Raw genomic sequence first — 15,415 nt, 5'->3', positions numbered from 1 at the left:
GGTCAACCCCTTCGCGCACCCCTTCGCGGATCCCTTCGCAACCCCTTCGCACCCCTTCGCAGGCCCGCCGTGACCGCGCGTCCCAAGGCGACGCTCGCCGACCGGCTGCAGGCCAAGATCGACGCCCGTGTCGAGACCGCCCGCAGCGATCCGTGCCCCCGCTGTGGCGCCGACACCCTCGTCGCCCGCACCCCCGACCGCGTCGCCGCCGTCGACGTCCGCGCCGACCCCACCCCGCTCGACCTCGCCGCCGAGATCCTCGCCCGCCTGGACGGCCGCCTCACCTGGTGCCTGGCCACCAGCGAGCTGACCGGAGACCGCATCCGCTGGCGCGACCGATGGCACATCGCCGGCGGCCGCTGCACCCACACCGTCATCGCCGACCACCGCTGTCGACCACGCCCGATACAGGAGACCCTGCTGTGAGCCTCACCTTCACGATCGAACTGCCCGCCGGGCTCCCGCTCTTGAACGCCAACCGCCGGCACCACCACCGGGTCCGCGCCGACCGCACCCGCACGCTCCGCGCCGCCGCCATGCAGGCCGCCACCGAGAACCCGGCACTGATGCGCATGCTGGCCGCGGCCAAGCCCGGCGCCCTCTACCAGCGAGCCCGCATCGTCGCCTACTACCGGCCCGCCCGCGCCGGCCGCGCCGACCCGGCCAACTGGTACCCGTCGTTCAAGGCCGCCGTCGACGGACTCGTCGACGCCGGGCTCCTCGAGGACGACGACCACACCCGGCTCATCGGCCCCGACATGCGACTCGGGAACAAGGTGCCCGGCGGCCAGCTGGTCCTCGTCATCAGCGACGCCACCAACTGGACCGACGTGCCCGCCCCGGTGACCGAGTGCCAGACCCCGGGCTACGCCGAGGGCCCGTGCCACTGCGCCTTCCACGACCCGGCCAGCGGCACGGACGTGCGGCAGTGCGGCCACGACGACTACCACGACGCGCACCCGTGGGCCGACCACCCGAGCATCTGGTGCCCCGGCCACAGCTACGAGAGCGAGGCCGCCGCGTGAGCGAGCAACCCGCCCGCATCGAGGGCATACAGCCCGGCCTCCAAGCCCGCGGCCTCGACACCGGCGGCCCCGTCGCTGACTGGCTGTGCGCGTGCGGCGAGCACGAGCGGGCCACCGGCAAGGCCGCCGTCGAGCAGCTGCTCGCCCGCGTCCGCGTCGGCCACTGCCCCCACCGCCCCGCCGAGGGGAGGGCCGCCGCGTGATCCCCGACGCCGTCCGCGCCGTCCTCACCGCCGTCATGGCCGACCACCCCGGCGCCTCGCCCGAGCTGCTCGCCCGCCTCGTCGTCACCGAACTCCGCGACCTCGGCTGGCACATCACCCCCAAGCCCGTCACCCCGCGGAGGACCTAGTGAAGAGCCGACCCCGCTGCCCGCGCGGCCACTTCGCCCCCGCCACCGGCACCTGCGCCTGCTCCCGCCGCAGCTACCTCGGGGAGCACGCCGACATGTGGGGCCAGGGCCTCCACCCCGGCGCCCGCGTCACCACCGTCGAGATGACCGGGGAGTACCTGTGATCGCGCTGTCCGACGCGTTCCTCACCGTCATCTACGGCGCCGCCGCGTGGGTGGCCGGCGCTGCCATCCTCACCGCCGCCGCGGCCGTCGCCATCGCCCGCGCCATCCGCAGAGAGAAGACCAGCTGATGACCGACCTCGTTCTCATCCTGCTCGCCCTCGCGTTCGGCTGGGTGGTGGGCCACAGCACCGCCCGCATCCGCGTCGTCCCCGTCGGGGCGATCGCCGCCGACGACGAGGTAGTCCTCGCCCTCGAGGACGCCTGCTGCGAGACGTGGTGGACGTCCCGCGGCGAGGCGCACGACGACGAGTGCGCGCGGGCCGGGTGGGCTGCATGACCAAGCAGCGCCACACCGCGAGCAGCATCAACGACCAGGCGCTCGACGAGCTGTACGCCGAGCGCGACGCCCTGCTCGTCGAGCTCGGCGGCCGCGACGAGGAAGCGCGCGATCGCTGGATCGAGAAGCAGCTCGCCGAGACCGGGCTCAAGGCCATGGACTTCCGCAACGGCATGGCCATGGAGATCGAGCCCGCCCGCGAGCTGGTCGCGCACTGGGTCGGCGCCGCGCGCGCCATGCTCGGGGACGCTCCCAACTACACCGAGACCCCGATCGAGATGGAGGTCAAGGTGGGCGAGTCGCCCGAGCGGTTCGCGTTCGTCCTGCAGCGCGTCGCCCCGGGGGCACTCACCCCACACCAGGCGCGCCAGAGGGCCGAGGAGCGGGCCGACCAGGCCGAGGAACTGCTGCGCATCGCGCATGACACGTCCAACCGGGTCGAGGCCTCCCTCGATCGCGTGCGCGCCCTCGCCGAGCGGTGGGAGAACGCCCTCGCTCCCGACCTGCGATACGCGCGCGCTGTCCGCGCGGCCCTCGCCGACCCCAAGGAGTAGCACCACCATGAGCGCCACCTGCGGCCTGTGCGAACGCGACCTCGAGCACGGCTACCTCTGCCCCGGCTGCACCATCGCCACCGGGCAACGTCTCGACGACGCGCCCCGCTGGTACACGGCCCTCGCCGGATTCCTGCAGCCCGCCGTCACCGGCCCCGCCGAGGGCACCCGGAGCGGCGGCCGCACCGAGGCTCCCCTGCCCGTCGCCGAGGCACCTTTCAGCCTCCGCGGCCCCGGCGGCATCGTCGGCGTCCTCGAGGACTGGCGCGCTGCGATGCAGCACGACCGCGGATGGGGCCAGCCCGTCATCGCGCACGACATTGGCCGGCGCATCGTCGTCGCCGCCCGCGCCCTGTCGATCAACATGGAGTGGATCGCGTCCAGTTGGCCGATGGCCGGCGACATGGCCGCCGAGATCCGCGGCCTCGAGCGAGACGTCCGCTCGATCGTCGCCCCCACCGACCCGGCCGAGCGCCCCGTCCGCATGGGCCTGTGCCCCACGGTCCTGGACGCCGAGGACACCCGGTGTGGTGCCGTCCTGCTGCGGCGTCCCAACGAGTCGACGATCACGTGCCGTTGGTGCGGCACGATGTGGCCGCCGTCCCGCGCGCTCGCGCTGGCCCGCGCACAGCAGGCGGCCAGTTCTGTCGAATCGGTCGCCTAGAACCCTAGTGTTCTAGTACTGTGCAGGCGTGCCAACCACCGATTGGCGCACGCGAGTTGACGCTGAGGACCGCGAGCAGGAACGCTTACTCGCCCTGATCTCGGACAGTGCCAGACGCCGGGCCCAAGCCCTGGAAGACGGAGTGACCGAACTGGGCACCAAGTCGGCCGTTGCCCGTGACCGAAGCATCAGCCCGAGCGCAGTAAGACGTGCCATCCGCGAGCACGGCACCGGGACCCTACCCCCCGCCGACAGCTCCCCGACCACAACCGAATAGGCCCGTAAAGCGGGCAATCCCGGAGCAGGCGACCCTACCGCCCGTCCGGGACCACCACTTGATCACGAACGAGATCGGACCTCGTCATGACCCAGCGGAACCCTATCGCCCCGCGGCGTTACTTGATCGCCTCGGGCATCCTCCGCCGCACCCCGGCCAACGCCGCCATCGCCCACCGCATGCGCGTCGCCCGCCTGCTCCGCCAGTGCGCCGCCGACTACGCCTCGGCCGCCCCGCGCCGCATGCAGAACCACCGCGACGACGCGCACCTGTGCTCCTACGCCGCCGAGGCGGTGAACGCGCGATGACGCGCAAGACGCCCCCCGAGGCCGGCAAGCGCCTCTCCGTCGCCGTCGACCAGGCGCTGTATGACGACCTCGTGACCCTCATGTCCACCGGTATGACGCTCACCGACGCCGTGAAGCACGCCGCCTCACTCGTCGCACACAGCTACCGGTACGTGTGGGATCACGGGTCATACCCGCGCGACGTCCTGCCCCGCATCACCGGCTACCTGGTCGAGCGGCACATGGACCACGACGCGCCCCCACCTCCGAACTTGGGCCCCGTCGACATCGTCCGGGACGCCCGCGGCGCCGGATCCGGCGCCGCGTAACACGGTGCTCGCAGCGCTCATACCCGCTGTTGCACTGGTCGCGCTGATCGGACTGTGTGCCGTCGCGCCATCCGACGTGCCCCGCATCCCCGGTGCCGTCGCTCTCTTGATCACACTCGCCGCGCTCGCCGTGGCCATCCTCCGCTGAGGACCGTATGACCCCGCATCACACCGAATCCGGCGCCGACGAGCGCCGCGTACAGGCACTGCTCCGCAGGCTCGGCGTCGGGCCCGACGCCGAGCCCGTCACCCTCCCCGACGTTCCGCCGAGCCTCCCGGACGGGTTCGAGCCGCGCACCCGCGACTGGCTCGACGACATCCTCGACGGCAACGCCGACCAGCCCACCCCGCGACCCAAGCGCGCGCCGCGCAGAGCCATGGAGACGGAGCCCACCGCCGAGCCCCGCGAACGCCGTGACTGGTCGTGGCTGTGGCAATGGCTCCGCCCCTGGCAGACCTTCACCGCCGGCGCCGTGAGCGTCCTCCCGCTTTTCAACGGCTGGTCTCCCGCCACCGGTTGGGCGCTCGTACTGCACGACATGCGCGCCGACACCCTCGCGGGTGCCTACACCACCGCGGGCATCGTCCTCGGCGCCACCTACCTGCTCGACCTGCGGCGCCGACGCTGGCTCACCCGCCTCGCCCTGATCACCACCGCGATCGGAACCCTCGGCGTCCTCGACCTCTTCGACCCGATCACCTTCGCTACAGGAGTCCACCGATGACCGGCCTCACCATCGGCGGACTGCTCGCAGCCCTGCTCGTCCTCACCGCAAACCTCCACCCCTGGTGGACCGGCGGCCGCGAGCTCTCCAAACTCGCCGCGTTCGGCAAGGGGTTCGGCGGCGCCGCCTGCGCGGCCGCCTGCCCCGGCGGCATCCTCGGATGGGCCCACGCCCACACCGGCGGACTCGCCAACGGTGCAGGCGAACGCACCGGACAGGCGGCAACTGGGGCCCCGGCCACCAGCGGCCTGACCACCGGACAGCTCACCGGTCTCGGCGCAACCGGCGCGGTTGTCGTGGTCGTCGTCGTGTTCCTCGTCGGCCTCTCCTACAAGGCGGCCGGACGCAAGGACAGGCGGCGCACCCTCGGCGGCGCGTTCGTCGGCTCCGTACTGCTGCTCACTGCCGGCATCGCCGGGGCCCTGTCCTGGCTTCCCGGCGCCCTGAACGATGTGGGAGACGCGGTCGTGGCCGCTGTGCAAGGGGCGGGCATCCTGTGAAGCGCCTGAACCATGCGGCCCGCGCGCGGGCGGCCAACCGGCTCGCACACGGCAGCACGCTGATGTGGCACCGCCGCACCGCCGCCCTCGCCCGCTGGGTTCGCCGCGGCCGCCGCGATGACCTCACCGGCTGGAAGGCAGCACTCGGCCCCCTCGCCCGCCTCGTCTTCCTCGGCGCCCTGGCATGGGCCGCCTACCGAGCAGCCCGCGCCGCACCCTGGCTGCTCGGCGTCCTCGTCTCGCTCTGGTGCGCCGCCTCATGGAGGGCCGGCCGAACGCCCACCGAGGACACAGCGGCCGCCCCGGAACCCCTCGACCCCGAGGCCGTGCGGACCCTGCTGCTGACGCTCATGGGAGAGGCCTCCGCGGTGCACCTGCGGACCGTCCTCGCCCACCTCCAACAGCAGGGCCACGGGCAGGGCTGGACAGTGGCCGATCTGCGCGCCCGCTTGGAGGCCCTCGGCATCCCCGTGCGACCCAAGGTCAAGGCCCCCGGTGGAGGCCCGACACGGGGCGTCCACCGCGACGACCTCGCCCCTTCCCCGCCCGCGGAGCCAGAGACGTCTACCGACGCATCTACCGCCGTCTGACCTGCACGTCTACCGGCTCATCTACCGCCATCTACCGGGGCATCTCCCGGACATCTACCACCCCGAAGGACGTGAACGACCAATGATCCACAACCTGTTGACCATGCTCGGCCTGGAGTACTGCGCCACCTGCGGATGGTGGACCAAGCCCCACTGCGGCCACTGACCGCGAGAGGATGACCCCATGACCGTCAGGATCAGTTTCGTCGGTGGCCCCGCCGACGGCCGCACATACGAGATGCCCGACGAGACACCACAGCCGCTCTACCTGTTCCCGGTCTCACCGCCGCTTGCCGAACTCTTCAACGCGAGCGCGGAGCCGGAACCGACGAAGCACGCCGAGTACGAGTCCCTGCGTGACGGCGGCTGGCCGCGCCGGGCAGACGACGGCGCCTACCTGTACGGCCACCGAGCCGCCCCGGTGACGCCGGAAGCGCGCCGCGCGGTCGACGAAGCCCGCCACGCTGCGCAGGCCGCCGAGGAACGGCGCACCGCCGAGACAGACGCGGCATGGCGCGAGATCCGCAAGGAACGCCCGCACTACCCCGAGGACTGGCGCGACCTCTGGCGGCCGTAGCGCACCATGGGGCGCATGGAGTCACAGCTGTTGCGCCCCGGCTACCTCACCGCCCACCAGACAGCCACCGCCCTCGGCATCAGCCTCGACGGCGTCCGCCAGCTCGTCCGCCGCGGCCACCTCACCCCCGCCCCGGGTAGCACGCCGCGGCAGCGCTGGTTCGCCCTCGACGACGTCCAGGCCTATGCCGCCAAGCGCGACACCCCCGCCGCCGCTTGACGTGCAGGTCAGGCCGGTGTCACGATCTCGGTGAACAACTGTGCCCGCATACGGCACCACAGACACACGACGAACCCCCGGCCCACCGCCGGGGGTTCGTCGCGTCACAGGCCCATCACGGCTTCCCCAACGATCATTCCCGTCGCGGATGATGCAGCTTCAACAGCTCATCCCAGGGGGGATCATGCACAACCGCAGCACCATCGGTGCCATCGCGGCCGGCCTACTGCTCGGCACTCTCACCGCCTGCAGCAGCAGCGGCGACCCCGAGCCCGCGGTCACCGTCACCAAGACCGTGACCGCGGCGCCCAAGGAGCAGGCCGCACCCAAGAAGGACGGGCCGCTCGCCCTCGGCGACAAGGCGCCCGTCGAGGGCGCAGAGGGCGCCACGGCCTCCATCGAGGTCCTCGCGTACACGCACACCGAGCAGGGCCCCGAGGCGCCCGGCGACGAGCTGGGCGGCGACTCGTGGGCCACCGCCGACATCCGCGTCTGCAACACGGGCAGCGACGACATCAGCGTCAGCCAAACCCCATGGTCGCTGTCCTACAAGGACGGCACCACCATGGAGTCCACCGGCCTGTCTGGCGGCGACATGCCGAAGCCCGAGTTCCCCATGGACAAGGTGCTCGGCACCGAGAAGTGCGCACGCGGCAAGGTCGCCTTCCCCGTCCACGCCAAGACCAGGCCGGCCACCATCGACTACGCGATCGACGGCGAGAGCCCCATCGAGTGGGCCGTGCCCAAGGCGTAAGGAGGTGGGCGCCCGTGGCCGGCAACCCGCGCAACGGGCGCCCCTACCGCAGGTTGTGCGCCTGGCTCCGAGCCCAGCAACTGCCGTGCTGGCTCTGCGGCCACAACATCAACTACCAGCTGCACGCCCGGCACCCGCTGTCCTTCACCCTCGACCACGAGCGGCCGCTCTCGCGCGGCGGCGACCTGCTCGACCCGGCCAACGCCCGCGCCGCACACCGCCGGTGCAACAGCGCCAAGGGCAACCGCACGCCACGAGCGCAGCCGCAGCGAGCCTCACGGAGGTGGTGACCCTGCACCTCCCTCACCTGATCCACCGCGATCCGCACTGGCAGGTCATGGGCGCCTACGCCTACTACCGGTGTCGATGCGGCGCCAAGCGCACCCGCCGTCTCGCCGTCCACATGTTCGGGCCCATCGCGATCGGTTGGCCAACACCGCAGGACCGACATGGCCGCCCCGTAGCAGTGTCCCGCTGGCAGCGGTCCATGTGAGGTGACGCCCCGTGCTGTACGTCATCACCGGCCCGCCGGCCGCAGGCAAGAGCAGCTGGATCGAGGGGCACGCCAAGCCCGAGGACATCGTCATCGACCTCGACCGCATCACCGTCGCGCTCACCGGACCAGGCGCACCGCACTGGAACCACGGCGAGGTGCAGCAGCGGGTAGCCCAGCGCGCCCGCTACGCAGCCATCGACGAGGCGATCAAGCACCTCGACAAGGTCGACGTCTACCTCATCCACACCATGCCCAAGGCCAAGGCGTTGGCGCAGTACAAGCGGCTCGGCGCGCGCATCGTGCCTGTAGATCCAGGCCGTGAAGTCGTCATGAACCGAATCAAAGCGATGCGATCACCAGCCATGGAGCGCGTAGCCACACGGTGGTACAACGCCCGCCGACGCCAGGCCGCCACCGGCATGCCGCAGACCTCGCGCCGCTGGTAACTCAAAGCCACCGGGGGGTGGTTGCACCCCGTGACCTGGCCCGATCACTGGTCGACGCGCACTGTGGATCATGGCTTGGTGGGGAGAGTGGATCAAAAGTTGGGCTCCGGAGGGGGCGACCCAAACGCCCTTGTCGCCCGGCTGTACACACGGGGTCTGTACTCGCTAATCCGCCGAAGCGAACGCCAGCGATTTAGCGACTCTCCGTGACATCACCCTGAGTGACGACGGGGGTGATCATGTTCGAGAACGAGGACGCGACCGCCGCCGAGATTGATCTTCTTGGTGTGCGCGATATCGCTCCCGGCCTGGCGCAACTCGCTCTAACCCTCGCCATGATCATGGACAAGGGCGGCAATGCGACCGCCCTCGCGAACACAGGCCGCGAGCTACGCACGGTGATGGAGACCCTGCGCAAGCTCGCTCCGCCCAAGGTCGAGAACGACGACGTCGACCAGCTGCTGCAAGAGGGGGTGGAACGCCGTGTCCGTGCTCGCCGAACCTGAAGCGATCGTGGGCGTACAGACCCCGCGGCTGACCACCGTGCCACCCGACTGGGCGTCGTCCGCCAGCCGCGAGGCGATCAAGCTGGCAAGTAAGGCCGGACTTGATCTGTTCCCGTGGCAGCAGCACGTCCTCGACATCGGGATGCGCGAGCGCGCCGACGGGCAATGGGCCGCGATGGAAGTCGCGGTGAACGTGCCCAGACAGAACGGCAAGGGCGGCGTCCTCGAGGCGCGAGAGTTGGCCGGGCTGTTCCTGCTCGGCGAGCGCGTCATCATCCACTCGGCGCACGAGTTCAAGACGGCGCGCGTCGCGTTCGAGCGGATCCGCTCCCTGATCCTCGGCACGCCCGCCCTGAGCAAGCGCGTCAAGCGGGTCCTGAACAACACCACCGAGACCAGCATCGAGCTGGTCACAGGGCAGAAGCTGTACTTCCTGGCCCGCTCCGGGGGCTCCGGTCGTGGCTTCACCGGGGACACGATCATCCTCGACGAGGACATGATCCTGGGTGACGACGCCATGGGCGCGCTGATGCCCACGCTGTCGGCTGTCCCCAACCCGCAGATCTGGTACCTGGGTTCGGCCGGCATCGGCCATCCGTCCGTACAGCTGGCCCGCCTGCGGCGCCGCTGTGAGGCCGCCCTGGAGTCCGGCACGCCGGACCCGAGCCTCGCCTACTTCGAATGGTCGGTGGACCCGCACAGGGACGAATGCGGCCCGGCGTGCACCGACCACGACGACCCCGACGACGTCGCGAACTGGGCCAAGGCCAACCCCAGTTTGGGGATCCTGATCACGCCGGAGTTCGTGCGCAACGAGCGCGCGTCCCTCGGCAGCGGCGGCATCTTCGAACGGGAGCGGCTCGGCGTCGGCGACTACCCGTCGGACACGGCGGACACGTGGCAGGTCATCGGCGAGGACGCGTGGCGGGCGCTCGCGGCCGCCGACTCGTCGCCCTCCGACCCGGTGTCGTTCGCCGTCGACATGACGCCCGAGCGGTCGCACGTCGCCATCTCCGTGGCCGGTTCGTGGCGCGGCGGCACGCACGTCGAGGTCGTCGACCACCGCCCGGGCACGGGCTGGTTCAAGGAGCGCGCACGAGAGCTGACCAAGAAGTGGGGGCCCCGCTGCTGGGTCATCGACTCGGGCGGCCCTGCAGCCTCGCTCATCGGCGACCTGACCGACGCACTGAAGGTCGACCCGGACGACACGTCCGAAGACCCCCAGCTGCTCGCCCCGGTCGTACAGGCCAAGACGCGAGACGTCGTGCAGGCCACCGGCCAGTTCTACGACGCAGTGACCGAACAGAACCTGTCGCACCTCGACCAGGCGCCGCTCGCCGCGGCCCTCGCGGGCGCACAGCAGCGCCGGTTGGGCGATGCGTGGGCGTGGGCCCGGCGGGTCGTGTCGGTGGATATCAGCCCGTTGGTGGCGGTGACGCTCGCCAAGTGGGGGCTCGGCGCTGAAGTGGAAGAGGAAGGGGCGCCGAACCTGTGGTGAGAAACGTCGTGCTGACCGTGCTGGAAGTCGTGTCCCTGCTGGCCCTGCTCTACGGCGTCGCCCTCGTGTACGTACCCGCGGCGCTCATCCTGGCAGGCGTCATGGGCATCGTGGCCGCCGAGCAGAAGCTCGCCCCGCCGTCGGCCGCGCACCGTAAGGAGCCGACGTCATGAGCCTGTTCGGCCTGTTCGACCGCCGCTCGTCGCCGGAAAATCCGGCGGTGCCGATCACCGATTCGTCGCTGCTGGACTGGCTCGGCGGCCCCAAGGTCGAGGCCGGGGTGCAGGTGTCCGAGCGATCCGCGCTGCACATGCCGGCCGTGTGGCGGTCGGTCGCTGTCATCGCGGGCGTGTCCGCGGCGCTTCCGCTGCATACGTACAAGGCCGGCACCAAGGACCGCACCGAGAACGCGCTGCTCGCCGACCCGCACCCGGAGTTGACGCCGCTGGAACTGTGGCGGCTGGCCTACGCGCACCGTGTGCTGTGGGGCAACGCCTACATTCAGAAGCTGCGTGCCCCGTCCGGGCAGGTCAAGGAGCTGTGGCCGATCAGCCCGGACCGGGTGTCCGTGGACCGCGAACGACCGAGCGACGCCAACCCGAGCGGCAAATGGTTCTACGCGACCGATGACTGGGGCGTGCTGCACCGGCTCACTCCGCGCGATCTGCTGCACCTGCCCGGCCTCGGCTACGACGGGCTCACCGGCTGCTCGCCGGTACGGGCCGCGGCGCAGGGCATCGGGCTCGCGCAGGCCGCCGAGCTGGGCGCGTCCCGGCTGTTTGGCCGCGGCAATCTGGTGAGCGGTGTCCTGCAGACCGAGCAGCGATTGAACTCAGAGCAGGCGGCCGCGCTGAAGGCCAGTTGGCGGGCCAAGGTGGGCGGGATCGAGAACGCCCACGAGGTCGCCGTACTGGACTCGGGCGCGTCGTTCCAACCGGTGTCGATGCCGCTGAAGGACGCGCAGTTCCTGGAGTCCCGCGAGTTCCAGATCACCGAGGTGGCGCGCATGTTCGGCGTGCCGCTGTTCCTGCTCATGGAGACCGCCAAGAGCACCTCGTGGGGGACCGGCCTGGAGCAGCAGGCGCAGGGCTGGGTGACGTTCGACCTCGGCCCCGCGTGGCTGGCGCCGACCGAGCAGCGCATCACCAAGGAGCTGCTGCCGCCCGGCGAGTACGCGCACTACCGGCTGCAGGGCCTGCTCCGCGGCGACAGCTCGTCGCGCGCCACGTTCTACCGGGCGATGCGCGACACGGGCGTCATGTCCGCCAACGACATCAGGGCCCTCGAGGAACTCCCGCCGATCGCGGGGCCCGAGGGCGACACGTATCTGCAGCCCACGTACATGGCGCCGCTCGGCTCGAATCCGCTCGCGCCGGACGATGCGCCGGCGCCGGTCCGCGCGGCCGCGCTCATGGCCGAGGCTCGCCGCCTGCTGGCCGACCACGAGGCACAAGGAGGCGACGTCCATGCCGACGATGACGAGCAGTGAGGAGCGGCGCCGTCTGGCGCTCTCCGATGCAGACGTGACGGTACGTGCGGGCGAGGATGGGGCGCGCCGGTTCGCCGGGTACGCGTCCGTGTTCAACTCCCGTACCGCGATCGGGAACCCGCTGCGCTGGGGCTTCTACGAGGAGATCGCCCCGGGGGCGTTCACCAAGACGCTCGCCGAGGGCGACGCGCGGATGCTCATCGACCACGACTCGTACTACGTGGTGTCGCGCATGTCGGCCGGCACCCTCGCCCTCGCCGAGGACGAGCACGGCCTGGCCGTCGACTCGGCCCTCGACGGCGAACTGTCGTACGTGCGCGACCTGCAGGCGAACCTCGCCAACGGCAACATCACCGGAATGTCGTTCGGGTTCTACGTCATCAAGGACGAATGGAACACGGAGACCCTCGAGGTCGAGGGCGCCGACCCGGTCGACGTCGAGGTCCGCGTGATCCGCGAGGTACGCCTCGTCGAGGTCAGTGCCGTCACCTTCCCTGCCTACCCCGAGACCGAGGCCGAGCTGAAGGCCGTGGCCCGGGCGCTGGATCGGCGCGGCGACTTCGCCGCGGTCGAGGCCGCCGCCCGGCACCGGCCCGAGCTGCTCGACCTCGTGCACATCGACCGCGAGCCGGGAGAGCCCACTCGCGACGCACAGGCACCTGCTGAGCCGGTTGTGTCCACTCAGCCCCAGGGCCTGCCCCTGTCGATGCGCATGAACGCGCTGGCCGCCCGCTACGGGCTGTCGCGCTAGCCACACCACCATCCATTCCCTGCAGCCCCTTGGCGTCCGCCGTGGGGCTGTCTGGCGTGCCGTGAAAGGACACCGCCACCATGAGCACACTGCTCACCCGAGCACTCGACAAGCGGGCCAACGTCTGGTCCCAGATGCAGGAGATCCAGTCGAGCGCCGAGACGGAGGGCCGCGACGCGCTCACGGCCGAGGAGCGCGAGAAGTGGGACCGCGCCGAGGCCGAACTGACCGAGCTGTCGCAGGACATCGAGCGCATGGAGCGCGCGGCCCGCCTCGACACCGTGCAGCGCGACCAGGCCGTCATCACCACCGGCGGCGGCGAGGACGCCGAGGGCCGCGGCGAGATCGACCACAACGCTGCGTACCGCGACGCGTTCGGCCGGTACGTGCGGCACGGCATGGGCGGCCTCGACCACGACCAGCGCGCCCTGATGATGTCGAACCAGGCCGAGGTGCGCGCCGGCGCCACGTCGCCGGGAACCGCGGGCGGGTACTTCATCCCGACCGAGACTCTCAACAAGATCACCGAGACGATGAAGGCCTACGGCGGTCTGCTCGGTGCGGCGAACGTCATCACCACCGGGTCCGGTAATCCGCTGAACTGGCCGACGAACGACGACACGGCGAACGTCGGTGCGATCCTCGCCGAGAACGCGCAGGTCACCGAGCAGGATGTGACGCTCGGGCAGAAGACGCTCGGCGCCTACACCTACACCTCCAAGCTGGTGCGCCTGTCCCTGCAGTTGGTGCAGGACGACGTGTTCGGTGTCGAGGCGTGGCTCACGCGCAAGCTCGGCGAGCGGATCGGCCGCGCGGTCGCCGCGCACCTCGCCACTGGTACCGGCTCGTCGCAGCCCGAGGGCCTGTTCACCAACGCGACCGCAGGCAAGACCGGCGCGGCCGGACAGGTCACCTCGGTCATCTACGACGACCTCATCGACCTGCAGCACTCCATCGACGTCGCGTACCGGGACGGCGCCCAGTGGGCCATGTCCGACGCGGCGCTGAAGGTCGTGCGCAAGCTCAAGGACGGCCAGGGCCGCCCGCTGTGGGAGCCCTCGGTTCAGGCCGGTACCGCCTCGACGCTGCTCGGTGCGCCGGTGCTCATCGACAACGGCATCCCCGCTCCGGCCGCGAGCGCCAAGTCCATCGGCTACGGCAACATCAACGCCGCCTACGTCGTTCGGCAGGTGGCCGGCGGGCAGATGATGCGCCTCGACGAGCGGTACGCCGACTACCTGCAGGTCGGGTTCCTCGGCTTCCTGCGCATGGACGCCAAGCCCGACGACGCCAGTGCGTTCCGCGTGTACGCGCACCCGGCGAGCTGACCCTGCCCGCACCGCGGCCCCCGGCATTCGTCGGGGGCCGCCTGCTCCGAAAGGAGGCGGGCATGGTCCGCATCCGAGTTCTGCAGTCCGTATCCGGGCTCGATTTCTCGTGGGCCCCGGGCGACGTCGTCGAGGTCGACGACGAGGCGGCCGCAGCGTGGGCCGACGGCGAGCGCGCCGAGCTCGTCGACGACGGCAACTCCCACGCAGGTGCGGAGAAGGCCGCGGCCCGCTCGCGCGGCGGCGGCCGCGCCAAGCGCCCCGAGACCCGCACCGAGTAGGCGAGAGGGGCAGCCGTGGGCATCATCACCCTGGCCGAGGCCAAGGCCCAGCTCGACATCGAGAGCGGCGGGGACGACGACGAGCTGCAGGCGTACATCGACGGCATCACCGCCCCCATCGAGAACCTCGTGGGCGTCGTCGAACAGCGCGAGATCACCGAGACCGTGAACGGCACCGGTACGACGCTGTGCCTGCTGAAGACGCCGGCCGTTGCGCTCGTGTCCGTCGAGCCGCAGCTGACCGGTGGCACGGCGCTCGACGTCGCGCAGCTGCACCTCGACGGCACGACCGGCATCGTGCGGCGTCTGTCCGGCGGCCGGTTCTACGGCGGGCCCTGGACGTTCACGTACACCGCCGGGCGGGCCGCGGAGATGCCCACCATCAAGCTGGCCGCCCGCATCCTGCTCCAACACCTGTGGCGCACCCAGTACGGCAGCGCGCGCGGGCAGGGCGGCGCTGACGACTTCAGCGTCAGCGAGCCGATCCCGGGGTTCGGGTACGCGGTGCCCAACCGGGTGTTGCAGCTGCTCGAGGCGCACAAGCTGCCGCCGGGGGTGGCGTGATGGCGACAACGTCCCGCGCACCGGAAGCGGTCGCCGCGCTGCTGGCCATCCTGCGTGCGGCCCCGGCGCTGTCGGACGTGACGATCGTGGACGGTCCGACCGCCACGAACTTCAGCGGGAAGCGGCGCTTGTGTGTCGGCTGGTCGCCGAGCGGTGACGGCGCTGTCGACATCGAGCAGTCGTTCAACTCGGCGGGCGCCCGCACCCGCGACGAGTCGTTCACGATCCGCTGCTATGCCGAGGCGCGGGCCGGTGACACCGACATGAGCCTGCGCAGGGAGACCGTGTTCGACATGGTCGCCGTGGTCGAGCAGGCGCTGCGCGCCACGGACGTCGCACCCGAGGCGCCGACGCTGAACGGCACGGTCCTGTGGGCGCACCTGACCACCGGCAACCTCGCCCAGGAGCAGACCGGCGACGGCGCCCTGGCGGGCCTGTCGTTCACCGTCTCGTGCCGGGCCCGTATCTGATCCACCACCACCCGAGGAGTACCCCATGGCGCGTGTGCGTCTGATCGGGCCCGAGCCGGTGACCGTGCCTGAGTTGGCCGGCCGGACTGTCGAGCCCGACGCGATTGTCGAAGTGCCCGACGACCGGTTCGAGGCCTACGTCTGCCAGACGGCGACGTGGGAGCCGGTCGAGGAGCCGGGCGCCAAGCCCAAGAAGACCGCGGCGAAGTCGCTGCAGAAGGAGGACTGATCC

At 71.2% G+C, this 15,415-nt stretch carries 30 protein-coding genes; all 30 read left to right on the top strand.

The window, feature by feature from the left end:
- Positions 1 to 69: 69 nt before the first annotated feature.
- The 30 genes from OHA73_RS19790 to OHA73_RS19645 all read left to right on the top strand — a co-directional run bounded on the left by OHA73_RS19790 (position 70) and on the right by OHA73_RS19645 (position 15,412).
- On the top strand, positions 70 to 426 hold the full coding sequence (locus OHA73_RS19790) for a hypothetical protein (protein ID WP_327655728.1): 357 nt from the start codon (positions 70 to 72) through the stop codon (positions 424 to 426).
- Positions 423 to 1,025 (top strand): hypothetical protein, encoded by a 603-nt coding sequence (locus tag OHA73_RS19785; RefSeq protein ID WP_327655727.1) that lies wholly within the window; start codon positions 423 to 425, stop codon positions 1,023 to 1,025. The genes OHA73_RS19790 and OHA73_RS19785 overlap by 4 nt, the downstream gene beginning before the upstream one ends.
- Positions 1,022 to 1,228, top strand: a complete 207-nt coding sequence (locus OHA73_RS19780; RefSeq protein WP_327655726.1) for a hypothetical protein — start codon at positions 1,022 to 1,024, stop codon at positions 1,226 to 1,228. The genes OHA73_RS19785 and OHA73_RS19780 overlap by 4 nt, the downstream gene beginning before the upstream one ends.
- Positions 1,225 to 1,377: a hypothetical protein gene (locus OHA73_RS19775; RefSeq protein ID WP_327655725.1), complete on the top strand. Its 153-nt coding sequence runs from the start codon at positions 1,225 to 1,227 to the stop codon at positions 1,375 to 1,377. The genes OHA73_RS19780 and OHA73_RS19775 overlap by 4 nt, the downstream gene beginning before the upstream one ends.
- A complete protein-coding gene (locus OHA73_RS19770; RefSeq protein ID WP_327655724.1) occupies positions 1,377 to 1,541 on the top strand; it encodes a hypothetical protein in 165 nt (54 codons plus the stop codon). The genes OHA73_RS19775 and OHA73_RS19770 overlap by 1 nt, the downstream gene beginning before the upstream one ends.
- On the top strand, positions 1,538 to 1,669 hold the full coding sequence (locus tag OHA73_RS19765) for a hypothetical protein (protein WP_327655723.1): 132 nt from the start codon (positions 1,538 to 1,540) through the stop codon (positions 1,667 to 1,669). Before OHA73_RS19770 ends, OHA73_RS19765 begins: the two co-directional genes overlap by 4 nt.
- Positions 1,669 to 1,878: a hypothetical protein gene (locus OHA73_RS19760; RefSeq protein WP_327655722.1), complete on the top strand. Its 210-nt coding sequence runs from the start codon at positions 1,669 to 1,671 to the stop codon at positions 1,876 to 1,878. The genes OHA73_RS19765 and OHA73_RS19760 overlap by 1 nt, the downstream gene beginning before the upstream one ends.
- Entirely contained in the window at positions 1,875 to 2,432 is a 558-nt protein-coding gene (locus OHA73_RS19755) for a hypothetical protein (protein ID WP_327655721.1), read from the top strand. The genes OHA73_RS19760 and OHA73_RS19755 overlap by 4 nt, the downstream gene beginning before the upstream one ends.
- 7 nt (positions 2,433 to 2,439) lie before the next feature.
- The gene (locus OHA73_RS19750) at positions 2,440 to 3,096 is read left to right on the top strand and encodes a hypothetical protein (protein WP_327655720.1); all 657 of its coding nucleotides are present in this window, start codon (positions 2,440 to 2,442) and stop codon (positions 3,094 to 3,096) included.
- Between the two features lie 363 nt (positions 3,097 to 3,459).
- A complete protein-coding gene (locus OHA73_RS19745; protein WP_327655719.1) occupies positions 3,460 to 3,681 on the top strand; it encodes a hypothetical protein in 222 nt (73 codons plus the stop codon).
- Positions 3,678 to 3,989, top strand: coding sequence for a hypothetical protein (locus tag OHA73_RS19740; protein ID WP_327655718.1), 312 nt, complete (start codon positions 3,678 to 3,680; stop codon positions 3,987 to 3,989). The genes OHA73_RS19745 and OHA73_RS19740 overlap by 4 nt, the downstream gene beginning before the upstream one ends.
- A 155-nt stretch (positions 3,990 to 4,144) precedes the next feature.
- On the top strand, positions 4,145 to 4,714 hold the full coding sequence (locus OHA73_RS19735) for a hypothetical protein (protein ID WP_327655717.1): 570 nt from the start codon (positions 4,145 to 4,147) through the stop codon (positions 4,712 to 4,714).
- Positions 4,711 to 5,214, top strand: coding sequence for a hypothetical protein (locus OHA73_RS19730; protein WP_327655716.1), 504 nt, complete (start codon positions 4,711 to 4,713; stop codon positions 5,212 to 5,214). The genes OHA73_RS19735 and OHA73_RS19730 overlap by 4 nt, the downstream gene beginning before the upstream one ends.
- Positions 5,211 to 5,804, top strand: coding sequence for a hypothetical protein (locus OHA73_RS19725; protein ID WP_327655715.1), 594 nt, complete (start codon positions 5,211 to 5,213; stop codon positions 5,802 to 5,804). The genes OHA73_RS19730 and OHA73_RS19725 overlap by 4 nt, the downstream gene beginning before the upstream one ends.
- A 184-nt stretch (positions 5,805 to 5,988) precedes the next feature.
- Positions 5,989 to 6,381 (top strand): hypothetical protein, encoded by a 393-nt coding sequence (locus OHA73_RS19720; RefSeq protein ID WP_327655714.1) that lies wholly within the window; start codon positions 5,989 to 5,991, stop codon positions 6,379 to 6,381.
- A 15-nt stretch (positions 6,382 to 6,396) separates the two neighbouring features.
- Positions 6,397 to 6,600: a helix-turn-helix domain-containing protein gene (locus tag OHA73_RS19715; RefSeq protein WP_327655713.1), complete on the top strand. Its 204-nt coding sequence runs from the start codon at positions 6,397 to 6,399 to the stop codon at positions 6,598 to 6,600.
- Between the two features lie 184 nt (positions 6,601 to 6,784).
- Positions 6,785 to 7,354, top strand: coding sequence for a DUF4352 domain-containing protein (locus OHA73_RS19710; protein ID WP_327655712.1), 570 nt, complete (start codon positions 6,785 to 6,787; stop codon positions 7,352 to 7,354).
- A 14-nt stretch (positions 7,355 to 7,368) separates the two neighbouring features.
- Complete coding sequence (locus OHA73_RS19705; protein ID WP_327655711.1) at positions 7,369 to 7,644, top strand: HNH endonuclease; 276 nt, start codon at positions 7,369 to 7,371, stop codon at positions 7,642 to 7,644.
- The gene (locus OHA73_RS19700) at positions 7,638 to 7,847 is read left to right on the top strand and encodes a hypothetical protein (protein WP_327655710.1); all 210 of its coding nucleotides are present in this window, start codon (positions 7,638 to 7,640) and stop codon (positions 7,845 to 7,847) included. The genes OHA73_RS19705 and OHA73_RS19700 overlap by 7 nt, the downstream gene beginning before the upstream one ends.
- Positions 7,848 to 7,858: 11 nt before the next feature.
- Positions 7,859 to 8,296, top strand: coding sequence for a hypothetical protein (locus OHA73_RS19695; protein ID WP_327655709.1), 438 nt, complete (start codon positions 7,859 to 7,861; stop codon positions 8,294 to 8,296).
- Positions 8,297 to 8,535: 239 nt separating this feature from the next.
- Positions 8,536 to 8,802, top strand: coding sequence for a hypothetical protein (locus tag OHA73_RS19690; RefSeq protein WP_327655708.1), 267 nt, complete (start codon positions 8,536 to 8,538; stop codon positions 8,800 to 8,802).
- Entirely contained in the window at positions 8,786 to 10,300 is a 1,515-nt protein-coding gene (locus tag OHA73_RS19685) for a terminase (protein ID WP_327655707.1), read from the top strand. Before OHA73_RS19690 ends, OHA73_RS19685 begins: the two co-directional genes overlap by 17 nt.
- The gene (locus OHA73_RS19680) at positions 10,294 to 10,473 is read left to right on the top strand and encodes a hypothetical protein (protein ID WP_327655706.1); all 180 of its coding nucleotides are present in this window, start codon (positions 10,294 to 10,296) and stop codon (positions 10,471 to 10,473) included. Before OHA73_RS19685 ends, OHA73_RS19680 begins: the two co-directional genes overlap by 7 nt.
- Positions 10,470 to 11,789, top strand: a complete 1,320-nt coding sequence (locus OHA73_RS19675; protein WP_327655705.1) for a phage portal protein — start codon at positions 10,470 to 10,472, stop codon at positions 11,787 to 11,789. The genes OHA73_RS19680 and OHA73_RS19675 overlap by 4 nt, the downstream gene beginning before the upstream one ends.
- The gene (locus OHA73_RS19670) at positions 11,767 to 12,540 is read left to right on the top strand and encodes an HK97 family phage prohead protease (protein WP_327655704.1); all 774 of its coding nucleotides are present in this window, start codon (positions 11,767 to 11,769) and stop codon (positions 12,538 to 12,540) included. Before OHA73_RS19675 ends, OHA73_RS19670 begins: the two co-directional genes overlap by 23 nt.
- A gap of 80 nt (positions 12,541 to 12,620) precedes the next feature.
- A complete protein-coding gene (locus tag OHA73_RS19665; protein ID WP_327655703.1) occupies positions 12,621 to 13,868 on the top strand; it encodes a phage major capsid protein in 1,248 nt (415 codons plus the stop codon).
- A 62-nt stretch (positions 13,869 to 13,930) separates the two neighbouring features.
- Entirely contained in the window at positions 13,931 to 14,149 is a 219-nt protein-coding gene (locus tag OHA73_RS19660) for a hypothetical protein (RefSeq protein ID WP_327655702.1), read from the top strand.
- Positions 14,150 to 14,164: 15 nt separating this feature from the next.
- Positions 14,165 to 14,713, top strand: a complete 549-nt coding sequence (locus OHA73_RS19655; protein ID WP_327655701.1) for a head-tail connector protein — start codon at positions 14,165 to 14,167, stop codon at positions 14,711 to 14,713.
- A complete protein-coding gene (locus OHA73_RS19650; protein WP_327655700.1) occupies positions 14,713 to 15,183 on the top strand; it encodes a hypothetical protein in 471 nt (156 codons plus the stop codon). The genes OHA73_RS19655 and OHA73_RS19650 overlap by 1 nt, the downstream gene beginning before the upstream one ends.
- Before the next feature lie 25 nt (positions 15,184 to 15,208).
- Entirely contained in the window at positions 15,209 to 15,412 is a 204-nt protein-coding gene (locus tag OHA73_RS19645) for a hypothetical protein (RefSeq protein ID WP_327655699.1), read from the top strand.
- Positions 15,413 to 15,415: the final 3 nt, after the last annotated feature.

Origin of the sequence: Streptomyces sp. NBC_00483, assembly GCF_036013745.1 — a bacterium.
Lineage (GTDB): Bacteria > Actinomycetota > Actinomycetes > Streptomycetales > Streptomycetaceae > Streptomyces.
Note: the sequence above shows the minus strand (reverse complement) of the source record. Positions and strands in the feature narration are given on the sequence as shown.

Coding starts and splice junctions, on each gene's coding strand:
- OHA73_RS19665 (WP_327655703.1), top strand. CDS start 12,621: ATGAGCACACTGCTCACCCGAGCACTCGACAAGCGGGCCAACGTCTGG.
- OHA73_RS19750 (WP_327655720.1), top strand. CDS start 2,440: ATGAGCGCCACCTGCGGCCTGTGCGAACGCGACCTCGAGCACGGCTAC.
- OHA73_RS19760 (WP_327655722.1), top strand. CDS start 1,669: ATGACCGACCTCGTTCTCATCCTGCTCGCCCTCGCGTTCGGCTGGGTG.
- OHA73_RS19755 (WP_327655721.1), top strand. CDS start 1,875: ATGACCAAGCAGCGCCACACCGCGAGCAGCATCAACGACCAGGCGCTC.
- OHA73_RS19735 (WP_327655717.1), top strand. CDS start 4,145: ATGACCCCGCATCACACCGAATCCGGCGCCGACGAGCGCCGCGTACAG.
- OHA73_RS19650 (WP_327655700.1), top strand. CDS start 14,713: ATGGCGACAACGTCCCGCGCACCGGAAGCGGTCGCCGCGCTGCTGGCC.
- OHA73_RS19720 (WP_327655714.1), top strand. CDS start 5,989: ATGACCGTCAGGATCAGTTTCGTCGGTGGCCCCGCCGACGGCCGCACA.
- OHA73_RS19670 (WP_327655704.1), top strand. CDS start 11,767: ATGCCGACGATGACGAGCAGTGAGGAGCGGCGCCGTCTGGCGCTCTCC.
- OHA73_RS19745 (WP_327655719.1), top strand. CDS start 3,460: ATGACCCAGCGGAACCCTATCGCCCCGCGGCGTTACTTGATCGCCTCG.
- OHA73_RS19715 (WP_327655713.1), top strand. CDS start 6,397: ATGGAGTCACAGCTGTTGCGCCCCGGCTACCTCACCGCCCACCAGACA.
- OHA73_RS19740 (WP_327655718.1), top strand. CDS start 3,678: ATGACGCGCAAGACGCCCCCCGAGGCCGGCAAGCGCCTCTCCGTCGCC.
- OHA73_RS19730 (WP_327655716.1), top strand. CDS start 4,711: ATGACCGGCCTCACCATCGGCGGACTGCTCGCAGCCCTGCTCGTCCTC.
- OHA73_RS19675 (WP_327655705.1), top strand. CDS start 10,470: ATGAGCCTGTTCGGCCTGTTCGACCGCCGCTCGTCGCCGGAAAATCCG.
- OHA73_RS19660 (WP_327655702.1), top strand. CDS start 13,931: ATGGTCCGCATCCGAGTTCTGCAGTCCGTATCCGGGCTCGATTTCTCG.
- OHA73_RS19710 (WP_327655712.1), top strand. CDS start 6,785: ATGCACAACCGCAGCACCATCGGTGCCATCGCGGCCGGCCTACTGCTC.
- OHA73_RS19645 (WP_327655699.1), top strand. CDS start 15,209: ATGGCGCGTGTGCGTCTGATCGGGCCCGAGCCGGTGACCGTGCCTGAG.
- OHA73_RS19690 (WP_327655708.1), top strand. CDS start 8,536: ATGTTCGAGAACGAGGACGCGACCGCCGCCGAGATTGATCTTCTTGGT.